The organism is Streptomyces flaveus (assembly GCF_014647675.1).
Classification (GTDB): domain Bacteria; phylum Actinomycetota; class Actinomycetes; order Streptomycetales; family Streptomycetaceae; genus Streptomyces; species Streptomyces flaveus.
This window is the reverse complement of record NZ_BMPQ01000018.1, coordinates 36,632-55,466: the sequence shown is the minus strand read 5'-3', so window position 1 is coordinate 55,466 and position 18,835 is coordinate 36,632. Positions and strand designations below refer to the sequence as shown.

Annotated in this window: 14 protein-coding genes; 13 read left to right on the top strand and 1 reads right to left on the bottom strand. The window is 70.8% G+C overall.

Annotation, left to right across the window (positions count from 1 at the left end; all coding sequences use genetic code 11):
- Positions 1-18 precede the first annotated feature (18 nt).
- From IEZ21_RS29355 to IEZ21_RS29335, 5 genes are all read left to right on the top strand, one after another.
- Positions 19-873 carry a type II secretion system F family protein gene (locus IEZ21_RS29355; protein WP_189324987.1) on the top strand — a complete coding sequence of 285 codons (855 nt, stop codon included), beginning with the start codon at positions 19-21 and terminating at the stop codon, positions 871-873.
- Positions 870-1,643: a type II secretion system F family protein gene (locus IEZ21_RS29350; protein WP_189324886.1), complete on the top strand. Its 774-nt coding sequence runs from the start codon at positions 870-872 to the stop codon at positions 1,641-1,643. Before IEZ21_RS29355 ends, IEZ21_RS29350 begins: the two co-directional genes overlap by 4 nt.
- Before the next feature lie 117 nt (positions 1,644-1,760).
- Positions 1,761-2,021 (top strand): DUF4244 domain-containing protein, encoded by a 261-nt coding sequence (locus IEZ21_RS29345; protein WP_373302324.1) that lies wholly within the window; start codon positions 1,761-1,763, stop codon positions 2,019-2,021.
- Positions 2,008-2,418, top strand: a complete 411-nt coding sequence (locus IEZ21_RS29340) for a TadE family type IV pilus minor pilin (protein ID WP_373302323.1) — start codon at positions 2,008-2,010, stop codon at positions 2,416-2,418. The genes IEZ21_RS29345 and IEZ21_RS29340 overlap by 14 nt, the downstream gene beginning before the upstream one ends.
- The gene (locus tag IEZ21_RS29335) at positions 2,415-2,876 is read left to right on the top strand and encodes an Rv3654c family TadE-like protein (RefSeq protein ID WP_189324885.1); all 462 of its coding nucleotides are present in this window, start codon (positions 2,415-2,417) and stop codon (positions 2,874-2,876) included. Before IEZ21_RS29340 ends, IEZ21_RS29335 begins: the two co-directional genes overlap by 4 nt.
- A gap of 236 nt (positions 2,877-3,112) precedes the next feature.
- Here IEZ21_RS29335 and sftH read toward each other — a convergent pair whose 3' ends face one another.
- Positions 3,113-5,620, bottom strand: a complete 2,508-nt coding sequence (gene sftH, locus IEZ21_RS29330) for a DEAD/DEAH box helicase (protein ID WP_189324884.1) — start codon at positions 5,618-5,620, stop codon at positions 3,113-3,115.
- 80 nt (positions 5,621-5,700) lie between these two features.
- On the opposite strand from sftH, the gene bldG reads away from it, so the two are divergent.
- The 8 genes from bldG (at position 5,701) to tmk (ending at position 18,751) form a co-directional block, all read left to right on the top strand.
- Entirely contained in the window at positions 5,701-6,042 is a 342-nt protein-coding gene (gene bldG, locus IEZ21_RS29325) for an anti-sigma factor antagonist BldG (protein WP_003975386.1), read from the top strand.
- A gap of 142 nt (positions 6,043-6,184) precedes the next feature.
- Positions 6,185-6,625, top strand: a complete 441-nt coding sequence (locus IEZ21_RS29320; protein WP_189324883.1) for an ATP-binding protein — start codon at positions 6,185-6,187, stop codon at positions 6,623-6,625.
- Between the two features lie 321 nt (positions 6,626-6,946).
- On the top strand, positions 6,947-9,352 hold the full coding sequence (locus tag IEZ21_RS29315) for a sodium-translocating pyrophosphatase (protein ID WP_189324882.1): 2,406 nt from the start codon (positions 6,947-6,949) through the stop codon (positions 9,350-9,352).
- 216 nt (positions 9,353-9,568) lie between these two features.
- Positions 9,569-10,159, top strand: a complete 591-nt coding sequence (locus IEZ21_RS29310) for a hypothetical protein (RefSeq protein ID WP_033321739.1) — start codon at positions 9,569-9,571, stop codon at positions 10,157-10,159.
- Between the two features lie 157 nt (positions 10,160-10,316).
- Positions 10,317-11,834 carry a DUF7059 domain-containing protein gene (locus IEZ21_RS29305; RefSeq protein ID WP_189324881.1) on the top strand — a complete coding sequence of 506 codons (1,518 nt, stop codon included), beginning with the start codon at positions 10,317-10,319 and terminating at the stop codon, positions 11,832-11,834.
- A gap of 222 nt (positions 11,835-12,056) precedes the next feature.
- The gene (locus tag IEZ21_RS29300) at positions 12,057-12,254 is read left to right on the top strand and encodes a hypothetical protein (RefSeq protein ID WP_189324880.1); all 198 of its coding nucleotides are present in this window, start codon (positions 12,057-12,059) and stop codon (positions 12,252-12,254) included.
- A gap of 353 nt (positions 12,255-12,607) precedes the next feature.
- The gene (topA, locus tag IEZ21_RS29295; RefSeq protein ID WP_189324879.1) at positions 12,608-15,412 is read left to right on the top strand and encodes a type I DNA topoisomerase; all 2,805 of its coding nucleotides are present in this window, start codon (positions 12,608-12,610) and stop codon (positions 15,410-15,412) included.
- A 147-nt stretch (positions 15,413-15,559) separates the two neighbouring features.
- The gene (tmk, locus tag IEZ21_RS29290) at positions 15,560-18,751 is read left to right on the top strand and encodes a dTMP kinase (protein WP_189324878.1); all 3,192 of its coding nucleotides are present in this window, start codon (positions 15,560-15,562) and stop codon (positions 18,749-18,751) included.
- Positions 18,752-18,835: the final 84 nt, after the last annotated feature.

The following is an 18,835-nucleotide window of genomic DNA, read 5'->3' as shown; positions in this document are numbered from 1 at the left end:
GTGTCGGTGGGTGCGGCGATGGTGTGTGCCGGGGCGGCGGCCTGGCTGATGAGTGGCCAAGGGCCAGGGGCCCGGCGGGCGCAACTGCTGTGTGCGGGTGGCGGGTTGGCGGGGGCTGGACCGCCGACGTGGGAGCGAAGGGCGCGGGAGCGGGTCGCGCCGGCTGTGGAGTGGCTACGGCGGCTGCATCGGCTTCGGGGCGAGTGGTGGTCGCTGGTCGCCGGAGCGGTGATCGCCCTTCTGGGGGCGTCTGTGGTGCCGCTCGTCGTGGGCGCGCTCGGGGTGCCGCTGGTGAGGCGGGCTCGGCGGGCCGGTCAGGCGCGGCGTACGCGGGAGCGGTGGGCCGATGCGGTGATCGCGTTGTGCGGGGCGCTCGCGGGTGAGGTGCGCGCCGGGCGGCAGCCGGGTGAGGCGCTGCTGCGGGCCGCTCGTGACTCGGGCGGGCTCGGCGATGCGCAGGCGGTGGTGCTGGCGGCGGCGCGGTTCGGCGGGGATGTGCCCGGCGCGCTCACCGATGCGGCACGGCGGCCGGGCGCCGAGGGACTGCTGGGCCTCGCCGCGTGCTGGCGGGTCGCCGTGGACCGGGGTGCCGGACTCGCGGCCGGGCTCGACCGGCTGGAGGCGGCGTTGCGCGCGGAGCGGGATCAACGTGCCGATCTGCGCGCCCAGTTGGCGGGGGCGCGGTCGACGGCGGTGCTGCTCGCGGGCTTGCCCCTGCTGGGCCTGCTCCTCGGCACCGCGCTCGGCGCCGATCCGCTGCACGTCGTGCTGCACACCGGCGCCGGCCTCGGCTGTCTGCTGGTCGGCGGGGCGCTGGAGGGCGTCGGGCTGTGGTGGGCGCTGTGGATCGTACGGAAGGCGGAGGCGGGATGAGTACGGAGGTTGCCCACAGGCTGGGGGTGGCCCTGTGCCTGGTGGCGGGGATGTGGTCGCTGGTGTGGGCCCTGGGGGCGGCGCGGCGGGAGCGGAGGGTGCGCAGACGGCTGGGAGCGGTGCTGGTCGTGGCACCGATGCCCACCGGACGACGCTTCGACGTGCGGACCCCGATGCGGAAGTGGCTGCCGGTGGCGGGCGCCGTCAGCGCCTGCTGGGTGTTCGTCGGCGGAGTTCCCGGGATCGTCGTGGGGCTCGTGGCCGGGTTCGGGGTGAGGAGGTGGCAGCGAAGGCCTACGCCGGCGGAGGAGTCCGGCTCGGGACTGGCCGAGCGGCAACTCCCGCTTGCCGCCGATCTGTTGGCGGCCTGCATCGCGGCCGGCGCCAGTCCCGTGGCGGCGGCTCAGGCGGTGGGGGAGGCGCTGGAAGGGCCCGTGGGAGAACGGCTCGCACGGGGCGCGGCCGAGGTGCGGCTCGGCGGTGAACCGGCCGAGGCGTGGCGGGGGTTGGCCGCGCTGTCCGGCGCCCGGGCACTGGCCCGGCTGCTGGAGCGGGCGGGTGAGTCGGGCGTACCGGCGGCGAGTCCTGTCGGGCGGCTCGCCGCGGAGGCACGCGCGGAGTGGGGACGTACCGCCACCACTCGTGCGCGGCGGGCGGCCGTCATGGTCACCGCGCCTGTGGGGCTGTGTTTCCTGCCCGCGTTCATCGCCATCGGGGTGCTGCCTGTGGTGATCGGGCTGGCGGGCGGGGTGTTGGGAGGCGGTGGATGACGGGCGAGACGTGATGAAGGGCGAGCGATGAACGGAACGGGTCCAGCGGGGCTGGACGAAGTGAATGAGTCGAACTCGTCGAACGAGTCGACAGAGCGGATCTACACGGGGGTTCGAATGAGCAAGGCAATGCGGGTACGAGTGCGGGCCGGCAGGGTGCAGGCGCTGATGGGCAGGGCGTGGGAGCTGCCGACGGCCTGGGCGGTGCGGAGGACTTCGGCGGCGCGGAGGGATGCCGGAATGGTGACCTCCGAGTACGCGATGGGGCTGATCGCGGCAGTGGGCTTCGCCGCGCTGCTCTACGAGGTGCTGACCAGCGGGCAGGTCAAGGGAGCTCTGCAGGACATCGTGGAGCGAGCGCTCAATGGCCAGTTCTGAGGAGCGGGCGGCCCGTCCGGTACTGGGCCGGGGTCTGGGCCCGCGTATGGCCGGGGACCGAGGGTTCGTGACGGCGGAGGCGGCCATCGTGCTGCCCGTGCTGGTCGCGTTCGCGATGGCACTGGTCTGGGCCCTGATGGCCGTGTCCGCGCAGATCCAGTGCGTGGACGCGGCCCGGGCGGGGGCACGTGCGGCGGCCCGTCAGGACCCACCGGGCACGGTGACGACGGTGGCCCGGCAGACGGCGCCGAGCGGGGCGCAGGTCACGGTTCGACGCGAGGGCGACCTGGTGCGCGTACGGGTCACGGCGAAGCCCCCGGGCCCCGACGCGCTGACCCTCGACCTGGAGCACGAGGCCGTGGCCCTGGCCGAGGAGACGGTGGGGGCGGGCGGATGACGAAGGGAAGCGAGCGATGGTGGGGTTCGCGCAGGAGAGCGTTCGCTTCGGACCGGGGCTCGGCGACCGTCTCGGCGGTGGGCGTGATCGCGGTGCTGTGCGTCATCTTCGGCGTCATCCTCGCGATGAGCCAAGCGGTGTTGACCCGTCACCACGCGGGTGGCGCCGCTGACTTGGCGGCGCTCGCGGCGGCGGACCACTGGATGGAGGGCGGTACGGCGGCCTGCGCCCGGGCGGACCGGGTGGCGCGGGCCCAGGGCACCCGCATCGTGCGGTGTGCCGTCTACGGCGAGATCTCGGACGTCAGGGTCGCGGCGGGGCGAGGGCCGTTCACCGCGGAGGTCAGGTCTCGGGCGGGACCGGCAGGGCCGGTGCCTCCGGCGGGGCCCGAGGGGGTGATGGCGCCGCCTCACCCCGCGGGCGAAGCCGCCGAGTCCGGAGAGGGGGTGAACCAGTAGAGGCAGAGTGGGTGAACCGGTAGAGGGGCTGGTTCGGAGTCGGTGGAGGGTCGGCCTCGCACAGAAGCCGGGAGGAGCCAGCCTCGCGCCCAGGAGCGAGACGACTCCGCACCGGAGGGGACGCCATGGCCCGGCAGCCTCCCGTGGAGCCAGGCAGCCTCCTGCCGGCCCAGGCGCCCAGCTTGGGCCGGCGGCCGGAAGCCGACACTCTCGCCGCCCCACCCCTCCGCTCCGATCTACCCCTCCGCCCCCTCACCTCCAGCTCCCGCCCCCGAGGCTGCCCCGGCCTCCCGCCCCTCCGGCGTCCCCCGCAGCAGAACCGTCAGCAATCGCACAGCCCCCCGCTTGTGCAGTGGGTCGTTGCCGTTGCCGCACTTGGGGGACTGGATGCAGGACGGGCAGCCGGCCTCGCACTCGCAGGAGGCGATGGCCTGGCGGGTGGCCGTGAGCCACTCGCGAGCCGTGTGGAAGGCGCGCTCGGCGAAGCCCGCCCCGCCGGGGTGGCCGTCGTACACGAAGACCGTCGGGAGGAGGGTGTCCGGGTGCAGGGGGATGGAGACGCCGCCGATGTCCCAGCGGTCGCAGGTGGCGAACAGCGGGAGCATGCCGATCGACGCGTGCTCGGCGGCGTGCAGGGCGCCGCCGAGGATCTCCGGGGTCACGCGGGCGGCGTCGAGCTGGTCCTCGGTGACCGTCCACCACACGGCGCGTGTGCGGAGCGTACGAGGAGGGAGGTCGAGTTTCGTCTCGCCGAGTACTTCGCCGGTGATGACACGACGACGCAGGAAGGAGACGACTTGGTTGGTGACCTCGACGGAGCCGTAGCACAACCGGCCCTCGCCCCAGGGGACTTCGACGTCCGTTTCCAGGACGGAGATGGCCGTGGTGTCGCGGGCGACCGTCGAATACGGCGGGTTGGCCTCCTCGACGAGGGCTACCGAGTCCTCGAGGTCCAGTTCCTTCACCAGGTACGTACGGCCCTGGTGGAGGTGGACCGCCCCGTCGTGGACGCTGGTGTGCGCGGCGCCGGCGTCGACCGTGCCCAGCAGTCGGCCCGAACCGGCCTCGACGACCTGTACCGGATCGCCGCCCCCGCCGCGGATGTCCGTGAGGTCGGCGGCCCGTTCCCGGCGCGTCCAGTGCCATGCCTTCGTACGGCGACGCAGCAGCTTCGCGGCCTCCAGCTGCGGAAGCAGATCGGCGGCGGCCGGGCCGAAGAGCGGCAGGTCCTCGTCCGTCAGAGGCAGTTCGGCGGCGGCGGCGCACAGGTGGGGCGCGAGGACGTACGGGTTGTCGGGGTCGAGGACGGTGGACTCCACCGGCTGGTCGAACAGGGCCTCCGGGTGGTGGACGAGGAACGTGTCCAGTGGGTCGTCGCGGGCGACCAGGATCGCGAGGGCGCCCTGCCCGGAGCGTCCCGCGCGGCCCGCCTGCTGCCACAGCGAGGCCCTCGTGCCGGGATAGCCGGCGATGACGACGGCGTCCAGACCGGAGACGTCGATGCCGAGTTCGAGGGCGGTGGTGGCGGCGAGGCCGAGGAGTTCACCGGAGTGGAGGGCTTGCTCGAGGGCGCGGCGTTCCTCGGGGAGGTAGCCGCCGCGGTACGCGGCCACGCGCCGGGCCAGGGAACGGTCGATCTCGGCGAGCCGTTCCTGGGCGATCACCGAGATCAGCTCGGCGCCCCGGCGGGAGCGTACGAAGGCGACCGAGCGGACGCCCTGCACGGTCAGGTCGGTGAGGAGGTCCGCGGTCTCGGCGGTGGCGGTACGGCGGACGGGGGCTCCCTTCTCGCCGTGGAGTTCGGTGAGCGGGGGCTCCCAGAGCGCGAACACCAGTTCGCCGCGCGGTGAGGCGTCGTCCGCGACCTCGACGACCGGCAGGCCGGTCAGCCGGCGAGCGGCCACCGACGGCTCGGCGGCGGTCGCGGAGGCCAGCAGGAAGACGGGCGAGGAGCCGTACCGCGCACACAGGCGGCGCAGCCGGCGCAGTACCTGGGCGACGTGCGAGCCGAAGACGCCTCGGTAGGTGTGGCACTCGTCGATGACGACATAGCGCAGGGCGCGCAGGAAGGAGGACCAGCGGGGATGGGAGGGCAGTATCCCGCGGTGCAGCATGTCGGGGTTGGTCAGGACGTAGTTGGCGTACTGGCGTACCCACTCGCGTTCCTCGACGGGAGTGTCCCCGTCGTAGACGGCGGGACGCACCGCGTTGCCCAGAGGATGTGAAATTTCCTTCACGGCTCGGCACTGATCCGCCGCGAGGGCCTTGGTCGGGGCGAGGTAGAGGGCGGTTGTGCCACGGCCGTTAGGGGCTTCGGCGCCGTCGAGCAGACACGACAGCACCGGGACGAGATACGCCAGCGACTTGCCCGAGGCGGTGCCTGTGGCGACGATCACGGAGTCGCCGTCCAGGGCGTGCTCGGCGGCTTGTGCCTGGTGGGCCCACGGGTGCTCGATGCCCGTGGCCTGCACCGCCGCGATGACCTCGGAGCGGATCCGGTCGGGCCAGACGGCATGGCGGCCCTCGCGCGGGGGCAAGTGCTCCGTATGAGTGATGCGCGAAGCCCGGCTCGGCCCCGAGGCGAGCCGGTTCAGAACCGTGCTCGGAGCGGGTCGGGATGCGGTGTCCGTCGAGGGTCGATCGGACCGGGGATTCTTGGCCATCGGCATCGAGTGTGTCACTGGCGTGACGGACAATGGGCCTAAGGCGTCGTGCACGCCTGCCGGTAAGTGATTGAATGCCATCGCGGCTGGCGAACAGTCCCGGGGGCTCCGCCGAGGTGTCCCGAGGGGCGACCGCTCGATAGCAAGGTGCTGGAGGATCCGTGGACCTGTCCCTGTCGACACGTACCGTCGGCGATCGTACGGTCGTCGAAGTCGGTGGCGAAATCGATGTATATACCGCGCCCAAGCTGCGCGAGCAGCTGGTCGAGCTGGTGAACGACGGCAGTTTTCATCTTGTCGTCGACATGGAGGGCGTGGACTTCCTCGACTCCACCGGGCTCGGCGTGCTGGTAGGCGGCCTGAAGCGGGTGCGCGCCCACGAGGGCTCGCTGCGACTGGTCTGCAACCAGGAGCGCATTCTGAAGATCTTCCGCATCACCGGCCTCACCAAGGTGTTCCCGATTCACACCTCGGTCGAGGAGGCGGTAGCGGCCACGGACTGAGCGGTCCTCGGTCGTGACCGAGCGGCCCTTGGCCGAAGGCCGGTTCCGGGCCGTGGTCCGGGACGGAAGAAAGTCAACGAGGGGGGTTCGGGCTCGGCGGCCCGGCCCCCTGACAGCACGCCCGTAGTTCCGAGGGGGATGCATGGCCACCGTTGAACTCCGCTTCAGCGCGCTGCCCGAGCACGTCAGGACCGCCCGACTGGTGGCGGCAGCGGTGGCGCGCAGGTCCGGAGTGGACGAGGCCGTCCTCGACGAGGTCAGGCTCGCCGTCGGTGAAGCCTGTACGCGGGCCGTCGGACTGCACCAGAGCGGCGGTATCTCGGCGCCGGTGCGGGTGCTGCTGATCGAGGAGGAGAAGCAGTTCTCCATCGAGGTCGGCGACGAGGCGCCGCATACGGCTCCCGGCGAGGTGCCGGGAGCCCATGGCGGAGCCGACGAGTCGGACGCGGAGACCGAGGAGGACGAGATGGGCCTCGCGGTCATCAGCGGCCTCGTCGACGACGTGGAGGTCACCGCCGGTGAGAACGGCGGACTGATCAGGATGAGCTGGCCAACCACGCCGCCGGCCACGCTCGCCCCCTGACCCCTCACCCACGCAGTACGGAAAGGGCCCTGCTCAGCGGGGCCCTTTTTCGTGCGCGCTCGTGCACGTGGATTGCGCACGCGTTATCGTGAATGAATTCACGATCAGCCTTATGATCGTGTTTACTTCCTGTCGCGCGTCAACGGATCAAGCGTCAATGCTTTTGAGGCATTACTCCTTTCGGGTTCCATGATGGTCCGTGGATCATTTACCCAAGAGCATGTGAAGGACGATTCCGCTTACCGCGCACTGTTTTGATCAGGTTCGGCTACCTACAATCCGTCCACATCTTGAGCTCAGCCCAAGCGTCAAGGAGGACGAATGGCGGGGCTTTCTACCCCTCATCAGTTTGACCATCCCACAACCCTCGCGGCCGCGGTTCTGACCGACGACAACCGACTCATCGTGATCGTCATCGCGGTCGTCGCCCTGGCGGCTCTGGTGGTCGCCGGGGTCCTGGTACGCCAGGTGCTGGCGGCCGGCGAGGGCACCGACAGCATGAAGAAGATCGCGGCAGCGGTTCAGGAAGGCGCGAACGCCTATCTGACGCGCCAGTTGCGCACCCTCGGCGTATTCGCCGTCGTGGTGTTCTTCCTGCTCATGCTGCTGCCCGCGGACGACTGGAATCAGCGCGCCGGACGATCGATCTTCTTCTTGATCGGCGCGGCGTTCTCGGCGACCACCGGTTATATCGGCATGTGGCTCGCCGTACGCAGCAATGTGCGCGTAGCCGCCGCGGCACGGGAAGCGACTCCGGCGGAAGGTGAACCCGAAAAGGATCTCACCGCTGTCTCACACAAAGCCATGAAGATCGCATTCCGCACGGGCGGCGTCGTCGGCATGTTCACGGTGGGGCTCGGTCTGCTGGGCGCCTCCTGTGTGGTGCTGGTGTACGCGGCCGACGCACCGAAGGTCCTGGAGGGCTTCGGTCTCGGCGCCGCGCTGATCGCCATGTTCATGCGTGTCGGCGGCGGCATCTTCACCAAGGCCGCCGACGTCGGCGCCGACCTGGTCGGCAAGGTCGAGCAGGGCATTCCGGAGGACGATCCGCGCAATGCCGCGACCATCGCCGACAACGTGGGCGACAACGTCGGCGACTGCGCCGGTATGGCCGCCGACCTCTTCGAGTCGTACGCCGTCACGCTCGTCGCCGCGCTGATCCTGGGCAGCGCGGCGTTCGGCGACTACGGGCTCGGCTTCCCGCTGATCGTGCCCGCGATCGGTGTCATCACCGCCATGATCGGCATCTTCGCCGTGGCTCCGCGCCGTGCGGACCGCAGCGGGATGAGCGCCATCAACCGTGGTTTCTTCATCTCCGCGGTGATCTCGCTGGTGCTGGTGGCCGCGGCCGTCTTCATCTACCTGCCGTCCTCGTACGCCGACCTGGACGGCGTCACGGACACGGCCATCCTGGACAACGGTGGCGATCCGCGGATCCTCGCGCTCGTCGCCGTCGCGATCGGCATCGTGCTGGCCGCGCTGATCCAGCAGCTCACGGGCTACTTCACCGAGACGACCCGCCGTCCCGTACGGGACATCGGCAAGAGCTCGCTCACCGGTGCGGCCACCGTCGTCCTCGCGGGTATCTCCATCGGTCTCGAATCGGCCGTCTACACCGCCCTGTTGATCGGCCTCGGCGTCTACGGGGCCTTCCTGCTCGGCGGTACGTCGATCATGCTTGCGCTCTTCGCGGTGGCGCTGGCCGGTACCGGCCTGCTCACCACGGTCGGCGTGATCGTCGCCATGGACACCTTCGGGCCGGTCTCCGACAACGCGCAGGGCATCGCAGAGATGTCCGGTGACGTCACGGGCGCGGGCGCGCAGGTGCTCACCGACCTGGACGCCGTGGGCAACACCACCAAGGCCATCACCAAGGGCATCGCCATCGCCACCGCGGTCCTGGCGGCGGCGGCGCTCTTCGGCTCGTACCGCGACGCGATCCTCACGGCCGCGAACGAAGTGGGCGAGACGGTCACCGGCGAGGACGCGCCGCTGAACCTGATGATGGACATCTCGCAGCCCAACAACCTCGTCGGACTCATCGCGGGCGCCGCGGTCGTCTTCCTCTTCTCGGGGCTGGCGATCAACGCGGTCTCGCGGTCCGCGGGGGCCGTGGTCTACGAGGTGCGGCGGCAGTTCCGCGAGCACCCCGGGATCATGGACTACACCGAGAAGCCCGAGTACGGGCGCGTCGTCGACATCTGCACCAAGGACGCGCTGCGCGAGCTGGCCACACCGGGTCTGCTCGCCGTACTGACGCCGATCGCGATCGGGTTCACGCTCGGGGTCGGTGCGCTCGGCTCGTTCCTCGCGGGCGCGATCGGTACGGGCACGCTGATGGCCGTCTTCCTCGCCAACTCCGGCGGGGCGTGGGACAACGCGAAGAAGCTCGTCGAGGACGGTCACCACGGTGGCAAGGGCAGCGAGGCCCATGCCGCCACGGTGATCGGCGACACGGTCGGCGACCCCTTCAAGGACACCGCCGGTCCCGCGATCAACCCCCTGCTGAAGGTGATGAACCTGGTGGCGCTGCTCATCGCGCCCGCGGTGGTCAAATTCAGCTACGGCGAGGACAAGAGCGTGGGTATGCGCGTCCTCATCGCGGTGCTCTCGATCGCTGTCATCGTGGGCGCGGTGTACGTGTCCAAGCGGCGCGGGATCGCCGTGAGTGACGAAGACAACTCCGAGCCGGTTTCCAAGTCGGCGGATGCGGCGGTGGTTTCGTAGGCGATTGCTCCACGGCTTGGCCTTACGGCTGGTCAGGTTCCGCTCAACGAGCGGGCGGGCGGCGCGTCTTGACGCGTCGCCCGCCCGCTCTCGGGTTTTCACGCCGGGTTCGTGAGCCTTCTCTCGCTTGGTGCAAATGGTTGCAATATTTTGCAAATCGGACTCCCGTCTCGTGGGTGTCGCCCACTTGGCGTGTATGTTCCGGGGCCGAGAGCCATGGAAGGGACCAATCCGGTGAACAAGAAGCTCGCGGCCGCACTGTCCGGCGGTGCGGTACTGGTACTGGCGCTGTCGGGATGTGGCGGAGACGACAGCAGCGAAAAGCTGAACTCCTGGGCCAAAGAGGTCTGTGACGAGGTGCAGCCGCAGGCGAAGAAGATCGAGGCCGCCAACACCTCCATCCAGAAGCAGACCTCGGACAACAGCACGCCGGCGGATGTCCAGAAGACGGACTCCCAGGCCTTCCAGGACATGTCCGACGCCTACAAGGCGATCGGCGCCGCCGTGACCAAGGCCGGGGCGCCGGAGGTCGAGAACGGCGAGAAGAAGAAGGCGGACGCCGTCAAGGAGCTCAACGGCATCTCCACGTCGTACGCCGACCTCAAGAAGCAGGTCGACGCGCTCGACACCAAGGACCAGGGGAAGTTCGCGGACGGACTCAAGGACATCGCCACCGAGCTGGACAAGCTGGGCCAGAGCGGCAACGTCGCCCTGAACAAGCTGCAGGAGGGCGAGGTGGGCCAGGCGATGGCCAAGCAGGAGAGCTGCAAGTCGGCCTCCGGTTCGCCGTCGGCGACCAACGGCTGACCCCAGGAGACATCGGCTGACTCCAGGAGACCGATCGTTCGTCAACCGAACGGTGGCCCGGTACGCGTGCGTGCCGGGCCACCGGCATGTTGTCCACAGGCGGCATGTTGTCCACAGGGACACGCGTCCCGTCGGCGGGAGCGGCAACAATGGAGGCGTGAGTAACACCAGCCTGGCAACGCTGCCCTCGACCGACCGCTCCGACGTCACCGCGCGGCTGCGGGACGCCTTCCTGAGCGCCTCCTTCAGTGCCGACGGCCTGCTCGATCTGCTGGGCGCCTCCGCGTACGCGGCGCTGGCCCGGAGCGAGACCGTGCCCGCGCTCCGGGCGACTCGGGGCGACACGCCGCTGGAGACGCTCGTACGGCTGTTCCTGTTGCAGCAGCCCGTGCCGCACGCGCGCGTGGTGGACGTACTGCCGGTTCAGGACTGTCTGGAGGGCGGCTGGCTGGCCAGGACCGGCGGCGACGAGGTCGCGGCGACGGTCGACGTCCGGCCGTACGGCGGACCCGGCGGCGAGGACTGGTTCATCGTCTCGGACCTGGGCTGCGCGGTGGGCGGAGCCGGCGGCATCGGCAGCCGTGACGAAAGGGTCGTACTCGGAGTGGGCGGCGCGTCCACAACCCTGGCGGGCATCACGGTGCGTACGCCCGTCGCGTCCGCCCTCGACCTCGGCAGCGGCTCCGGAATCCAGGCGCTGCACGCCGCACAGCACGCCACGCGGGTGACCGCGACCGACGTCAACCCGCGCGCGCTGCACATCACCGCGCTCACGCTCGCCCTGTCCGGAGCCTCGGGGGCAGCGCTGCACGAGGGCTCGTTGTTCGAGCCGGTGGGCGAGGAGACGTACGACCTGATCGTCTCCAACCCTCCCTTCGTCATCTCCCCGGGTGCCCGGCTCACCTACCGGGACGGCGGGATGGGCGGGGACGATCTGTGTCGCGCGCTTGTTCAAGGTGCGGGCGCTCACCTCAACGAAGGGGGGTATGCGCAGTTCCTTGCCAACTGGCAGCACGTGGAGGGGGAGGACTGGCAGGACCGGCTGCGGTCCTGGGTGCCGCGCGACTGTGACGCGTGGGTCGTGCAGCGCGAGGTGCAGGACGTCATGCAGTACGCCGAATTGTGGCTGCGAGACGCCGGCGATCATCATGCGGATCCGGTGGAATACCAGACGCGGTACGACGCGTGGCTCGACGAGTTCGAGACGCGGAAGGTCAGGGCCGTGGGCTTCGGGTGGATCACCCTGCGCAAGTCGGGGGCCGCGCAGCCCTCGGTCGTCGTGGAGGAGTGGCCGCATCCCGTCGAACAGCCGCTCGGCGAGACGGTGCGCGCGCACTTCGACCGCGTGGACTATCTGCGTGCGCACGACGACGCGGCGCTGCTCGCCGGGCACTTCAAGCTTGCGGGCGAGATCGTGCAGGAGCAGGTCGGACTGCCCGGCGCCGAGGATCCGGAGCATGTCGTACTGCGCCAGAACCGCGGGATGCGGCGGGCCACCAGGGTGGACACGGTGGGCGCGGGTTTCGCGGGTGTGTGCGACGGCACACTCAGTGCGGGGCGAATTCTGGACGCCATTGCCCAACTGGTCGGCGAAGACCCGGTGTTGCTGCGGGACCGTACGCCCACGCAGATCCGGCTGCTGATCGAGCAGGGATTCCTCGAGCCCGCCGGGTGAGCGGCCGGGTGAGCAGAAGCCCCGCGATCGCCGAGCCGTCATGGATGGCGCGAAATCGCTGCGGCCACACATTCGATCCGAGCCGGCACGGCGGTGGGTGCACGGTGTGCGCGGGGAGCCGCACGGGTGTGTCCGCCGAGCGTTCACCGTGGGTTCGTGTGTTCGCTTCCCGGAGGTGTCAGCCTCCCGTCCTTGGGCACTCAAGGGCGAAGGGGACGAACCATGGAGAACGGACCGGCGGTCTTCGCGGGATCGGTGTTCGCCCTGTTCGGAGCCGGATTGCTGGTGTGGACCGCGGCCCGGCTGCGGCACCGCGAACCTGTCGCCGACGGGATGGGCCAGGCCGCGTCCGCGATGGCCGCGAGCTTGGCCGGGACGGCCGCGCTGCTCCTCGCCGTGTGGTGCTTCACACGCATCTGAGGATGCGCGCTTTCCGGTGCGACTCCCCGGTGCGGCTCCCGCCCCTGGAGCGATGCCCTCCGGGGAACCGGAGTTGTCGCCTCCGAAGAGCCGAAGGCAAGATCTCGGGCCGTCGCGATCCCGCCGTTTCGGTAACTGAGAAGTCACCCTCCGGATAGGGTCGAAACAGCAGGTCCACACTCCGGGCGGCAGGAATGCCGGGAGTCGGGTTACCGTTCGAGTGGCCGTTGCGGGCTTTTCCCGTTTGACACGGGGGCGGGATGTACCGTCACACTCCGCAGCGTCAGCACGACCCGACCCCCGGACCAACGCCCGGGGCGAGCCCCCTGCGTCGACCGGAGAGAAGAGCGAAGTTGTCCCCGACCAGCGAGACCGCACACGGCGGCCGCCGACTCGTCATCGTCGAGTCGCCTGCCAAGGCGAAGACGATCAAGGGCTATCTCGGCCCTGGCTACGTCGTCGAAGCGAGCGTCGGGCACATCCGCGACCTCCCCAATGGCGCCGCGGAGGTGCCCGAGAAGTACACCGGCGAGGTGCGCCGCCTCGGCGTGGACGTCGAGCACGACTTCCAGCCCATCTATGTCGTCAACGCCGACAAGAGGGCGCAGGTCAAGAAGCTCAAGGATCTGCTGAAGGACTCCGACGAGCTCTTCCTGGCCACCGATGAGGACCGCGAGGGCGAGGCCATCGCCTGGCACCTCCAGGAGGTGCTCAAGCCCAAGGTCCCGGTCAAGCGGATGGTCTTCCACGAGATCACCAAGGCCGCGATCCAGGCCGCCGTCGCCAACCCGCGCGAGCTCAACCAGAAGCTCGTCGACGCCCAGGAGACCCGCCGCATCCTCGACCGCCTCTACGGCTACGAGGTCTCGCCGGTCCTGTGGAAGAAGGTCATGCCGCGCCTGTCGGCAGGCCGTGTCCAGTCCGTGGCGACCCGCATGGTCGTCGAGCGGGAGCGCGAGCGCATCGCGTTCCGTTCCGCCGAGTACTGGGACCTGACGGGCACCTTCGGCACCGGTCGCGCCGGCGACTCGAGCGACCCGTCCTCCCTGGTCGCGCGCCTCACCACGGTCGACGGCAGGCGTGTCGCCCAGGGCCGCGACTTCAACTCGCTCGGGCAGCTGAAGAGCGCGAACACGCTCCACCTGGACGAGGCGAACGCCCGCGCGCTCGCCGCCGCCCTGGAGAACACGAACTTCTCCGTACGGTCCGTCGAGTCGAAACCGTATCGTCGCTCCCCGTACGCCCCGTTCCGTACGACGACGATGCAGCAGGAGGCCTCGCGCAAGCTCGGTTTCGGCGCGAAGGCCACGATGCAGGTGGCGCAGAAGCTGTACGAGAACGGCTTCATCACCTACATGCGTACGGACTCCACGACCCTCTCGGACACCGCGGTCGCCGCGGCCCGCGCCCAGGTCACGCAGCTGTACGGCGCCGACTACCTGCCGCCGCAGCCGCGGACGTACGCCGGGAAGGTCAAGAACGCGCAGGAGGCGCACGAGGCGATCCGCCCCTCCGGGGACCGTTTCCGTACGCCCGCCGAGACCGGGCTGACCGGCGACCAGTTCAGGCTCTACGAGCTGATCTGGAAGCGGACCGTCGCCTCCCAGATGAAGGACGCGACCGGGAACTCCGTCACGGTGAAGATCGGTGGCCGCGCCGCTGACGGCCGGGACGCCGAGTTCAGTGCGTCCGGCAAGACCATCACCTTCCACGGCTTCCTGAAGGCGTACGTCGAGGGCGCGGACGACCCGAACGCCGAGCTGGACGACCGCGAGCGCCGGCTGCCCCAGGTCAACGAGGGCGACGCGCTCTCCGCCGAGGAGATCTCGGTCGACGGCCATGCGACCAAGCCCCCGGCCCGCTACACCGAGGCCAGCCTGGTCAAGGAGCTCGAAGAGCGCGAGATCGGCCGCCCGTCGACGTACGCGTCGATCATCGGGACCATCCTCGACCGCGGCTATGTCTTCAAGAAGGGCACCGCGCTCGTGCCCTCCTTCCTGTCCTTCGCCGTGGTCAACCTCCTGGAGAAGCACTTCGGGCGGCTCGTCGACTACAGCTTCACCGCGAAGATGGAGGACGACCTCGACCGCATCGCGCGGGGCGAGGCGCGCGCCGTGCCGTGGCTGAAGCGCTTCTACTTCGGTGAGGGCGCAGATGGCGTTCCCGGTGCCGCGGACGCCGGCAACGGCGACGGGGATCACCTGGGCGGCCTCAAGGAACTCGTCACCGACCTGGGCGCGATCGACGCCCGCGAGGTGTCGTCGTTCCCGGTCGGCGACGGCATCGTGCTGCGTGTCGGGCGCTACGGCCCGTACATCGAGCGCGGCGAGAAGGACTCCGAGAACCACCAGCGCGCGGATGTGCCGGAGGATCTCGCTCCGGACGAGCTGAGCGTCGAGTACGCGGAGGAGCTGCTCGCCAAGCCGAGCGGCGACTTCGAGCTGGGGACCGACCCGGTCACGGGTCGCCAGATCATCGCCAGGGACGGCCGCTACGGGCCGTACGTCACCGAGGTACTCCCCGAGGGCACCCCGAAGACCGGCAAGAACGCCGTCAAGCCGCGTACGGCCTCGCTCTTCAAGTCGATGTCCCTGGACACGGTGACCCTGGACGACGCGCTCAAACTGATGTCGCTGCCGCGTGTCGTCGGCAAGGACGCCGAGGGCGTGGAGATCACCGCGCAGAACGGGCGCTACGGGCCGTACCTGAAGAAGGGCACGGACTCGCGTTCGCTGCAGTCCGAGGACCAGCTCTTCACGATCACGCTGGAAGAGGCACTGGCGATCTACGCCCAGCCCAAGCAGCGCGGGCGCGCCGCCGCCAAGCCGCCGCTCAAGGAGCTGGGCACGGACCCGGTCAGCGAGAAGCCGGTCGTCGTCAAGGACGGGCGCTTCGGGCCGTACGTCACCGACGGCGAGACCAACGCGACCCTGCGGTCCGGCGACAGCGTCGAGGAGATCACTCCGGAGCGGGGTTACGAACTGCTCGCGGAGAAGCGCGCGAAGGCACCCGCCAAGAAGACGGCGAAGAAGGCCGTGGCCAAGAAAACGGCCGCCAAGAAGGCACCTGCCAAGAAAACGGCAGCCAAGAAGACGACGACTTCGAAGACGGCTGCCAAGAAGGCTCCGGCCAAGAAGGCGGCGGCTTCGGAGGGCTGAGCTCGAGTGTCCCGGGGCAGTGCTTGAACGTCCCCGGGGCTGCGTTTCAGCTCCCTGGAGTGGTGCTTCAACGCCCTGTGGAAGCCTCGCGTCCGCATGTGTTGGGCGCCCTTCGGGGTTGTCGGTGCCTCCCGATAGGCTGAACGCATGACGCGAGCGGAGCAGCCAACGGCCCATACCCCGGCCCCAGACGACGCCCTGGTCGCAGATTCACGCGAGCGCGCCGTGAGGGCGCTGCTTCGCGTACCGCAGTTGAAGCGGCTGTGGAGCGCTCAGCTCGTGGCCGGCGTCGGCGATGCCCTCGCCCTGCTCGTCCTGGTCGTACTCGCGCTCCAGGCGGCGGTCGCGGCGGGGTCCTTCGGGGGCAACTACCGCGGGGTGGCCTTCGCCGTCTCGGCCGTCTTCGGGGCGCGGATACTCGCGACGCTGCTCTTCGGAGCCGTACTCCTCGGACCGCTCACCTCCCTGACCTCCCAGGAGGGGCCGCTCGACCGCCGCTGGACCATGGTCGGCGCGGACGGAGTGCGGACCGTACTGCTGATCATCGCGCCCCTGTGGATCGACTGGACGCCCGACGACGCGCTGGCCGTGATCCTGGTGACCGCGTTCGTCACCGGGGTCGCCGAGCGCTTCTGGACGGTGTGCCGGGAGAGTGCGGCGCCCGCTCTGCTGCCCGCGGCACCCCTGGAGGGCGCGGCGGTCCGCCCGCTGCCGGACCACACGGAGACGCTGCGGCGCCTGTCGCTGCGTACGGGATTCGTGGCGGTGCCCCTGGCGGCCGCCGCTCTCGTCGTGGCCGGGCTCCTCAACAACCTGCTGGGCGCCGGACTGGCCTGGTTCGACCAGCATCAGGCGGCGCTCGCGTCGTACGTCGCGGCGGGCCTGTTCGCCGCCTCCCTGTCGGTGCTGACCGTCCTCGAGCTGCCCGACGCACGCACCCCCCGCGCGCGGTCGCCGCTCGAGGGCCTGCGCCGCCCCAAGTCGGGCACCGGCGTCGACAAGGGGCGTACGGGCTCGCTTCCGCTGCTGGTCCTGGCCTGTGCGGCCGTCGCCGGCGCGGTCGCCGCCGCGGTCGCCGTCTCCGTGCTGCACGCCAAGGACCTGGGCGGCGGGCCGGTGACGTACGGACTGCTGGTGGCAGGCCTGACGGGCGGCGTCGTCGTAGGCATCCGTACGGCTCCGAAGGTGCTGCCGCCGCTGTCGCGGCGCCGGCTGCTCTCGCTGGCCATCGCGTTCACAGGCCTCGCGCTGCTCGCCGCGGGGATCGTCCCGGACGTCGCCACCGTGATCCTGATCACGGCGTTCGCGGGCATCGGCGCGGGCATCGCCGCGAACACCGGGCACACGCTGCTCGACCAGGAGGCCGAGGACCACCGGCGGGCGCGTACGACGGAGCATCTCCACGCGGTCGTACGGGTCTACGTCGCCCTGGGTGCCCTGGTGGCCCCCGTGCTGGCGGCGGCGATCGGGCCGCACCGGCTGGAGAACGGCAAGTTCGTGTTCGCGCACGGCGGCGCGGCCTTCACCCTGATGCTGGTCGGCGCGCTGCTGCTGCCGGTCGCCGCGCTGGTGCTGGCGAAGGTCGACGACCGGTCCGGCGTACCGCTGCGGCATGACCTGCGGGACGCGCTGCGGGGCGGGGACGATCCCGCGCAGGCACCGGCTGCGAACGGGTTCTTCATCGCCCTGGAGGGCGGTGACGGGGCCGGGAAGTCGACGCAGGCCGAGGTGCTCGCGGAGTGGATCCGCTCCAAGGGGCACGAGGTCGTGCTGACGCGCGAGCCGGGGGCCACGCCTGTGGGGAAGCGGCTGCGGTCGATCCTGCTGGACGTGTCCTCGGCCGGGCTGTCGAACCGTGCGGAGGCGCTGCTGTACGCCGCCGACCGTGCCGAGCACGTGGACACCGTGGTGCGGCCCGCGCTGGAGCGGGGCGCGGTGGTCATCTCGGACCGCTACACCGACTCGTCCGTGGCGTACCAGGGGGCCGGTCGCGATCTGTCCCCGACCGAGATCGCGCGGATCTCACGATGGGCGACCAACGGGCTGGTGCCTCATCTGACCGTGCTGCTCGATGTGTCGCCTCAGACCGCGCGGGAGCGGTTCACGGAGGCACCGGACCGGCTGGAGTCGGAGCCCGCCGAGTTCCACGCGCGCGTGCGCTCCGGTTTCCTGACGCTCGCCGCCGCCGACCCCACGCGCTACCTGGTGGTCGACGGTGGGCAGGAGTCCGAGGCCGTCACGACGGTGATACGGCACCGTCTCGACGTGATGCTGCCGCTCTCCGAGGCCGAGGTGAAGGCCCAGGAGGAGGCCCGTAAGGCGGCCGAGGAGGAGGCGCGGCGACGCGCCGAGGAAGAGGCCGCCCGCAAGGCCGAGGAGGAGCGCCTCGAGCGCGAGCGGCAGGAGCAGCTCGCCCGGCTGCGCGCGGAGGAAGAGGAACGCAAGCGGCGCGAGCTGGAGGAGGCCCAGCGGCGCGAGCTGGAGCGGCAGGCCGAGGTGGCCCGGCAGCAGGCCGAAGAGGCGCGTCGGCGGGCCGAGGAGGAGCGGGCCCGACGGCTCGCGGAGGAGCAGGCCCGCGCGGCCGAGCAGGAGCGCCTGCGCAAGCAGGCCGAGGAGGAGGCGCGGCTCCGGGCGGAGGCTGAGGCGCGGCGTCTGGAGAAGCAGCGGAAGGCCGAGGAGGCGTTGCTCCGGGCCGAGGAGGCTCGCAGAGGGGCGGCTTCGGCGGCTGCGGCTGCTGCCGCTGCCGCTGCCGTGACGGAGGGTTCGGGTTCCGGTGCTCCGGCGACCACCCCCGACAACGAGGTCACGGTGCCGACGCCCACACCCGTCGTGCCGCCGACGAACGCGCCCGGTGGGCCGGTGGACGACGAGACCAAGGTGCTGCGGCCCGTGCCACCCGGCGACGCTCCCGAAACCGGGCCCGACGCGGAGGAGACGGCCGTGCTGCCGCAGCCTCCGGCGCCGGAGGGGGCCGCGGACGAGACGGCGGTGCTTCCTCCGGTGCGCTCGGACGCGGACGAGACGGCCGTCCTTCCTCCCGTAAGGGAGGACCAGGCTGTACGGGACGACCGTGGCGGCGAGCAGCGGGGCGGTGACACGGCGGACCGGGTTCCCCCGGGGTACTTCCGGGACGAGCGGCCGGCGCCCGACGGCTCCGACGCCCGCACCCGTGAGCTGCCCCAGGTCGAAGCCGAGGGCGGCCCTCGCCGACGCGGCCGCTCCGACTGGGCGGAGGAGACCCCGCTGGACGACCTTCCGACGCTGGCGGACGAGTTGCTGGGCCCGCGCGAGGACGATGACCTGGACGACAGGCGCGGGCGGGGGCGGCGAGGGCGCTGAGGCCTGCCGTCGCGGGCGCTGACGCGAAGGCGTGAGGGGCGGTAGGGCGTGAAGCCCCGTTGTCAGTGCTCTCCCGCACAATGG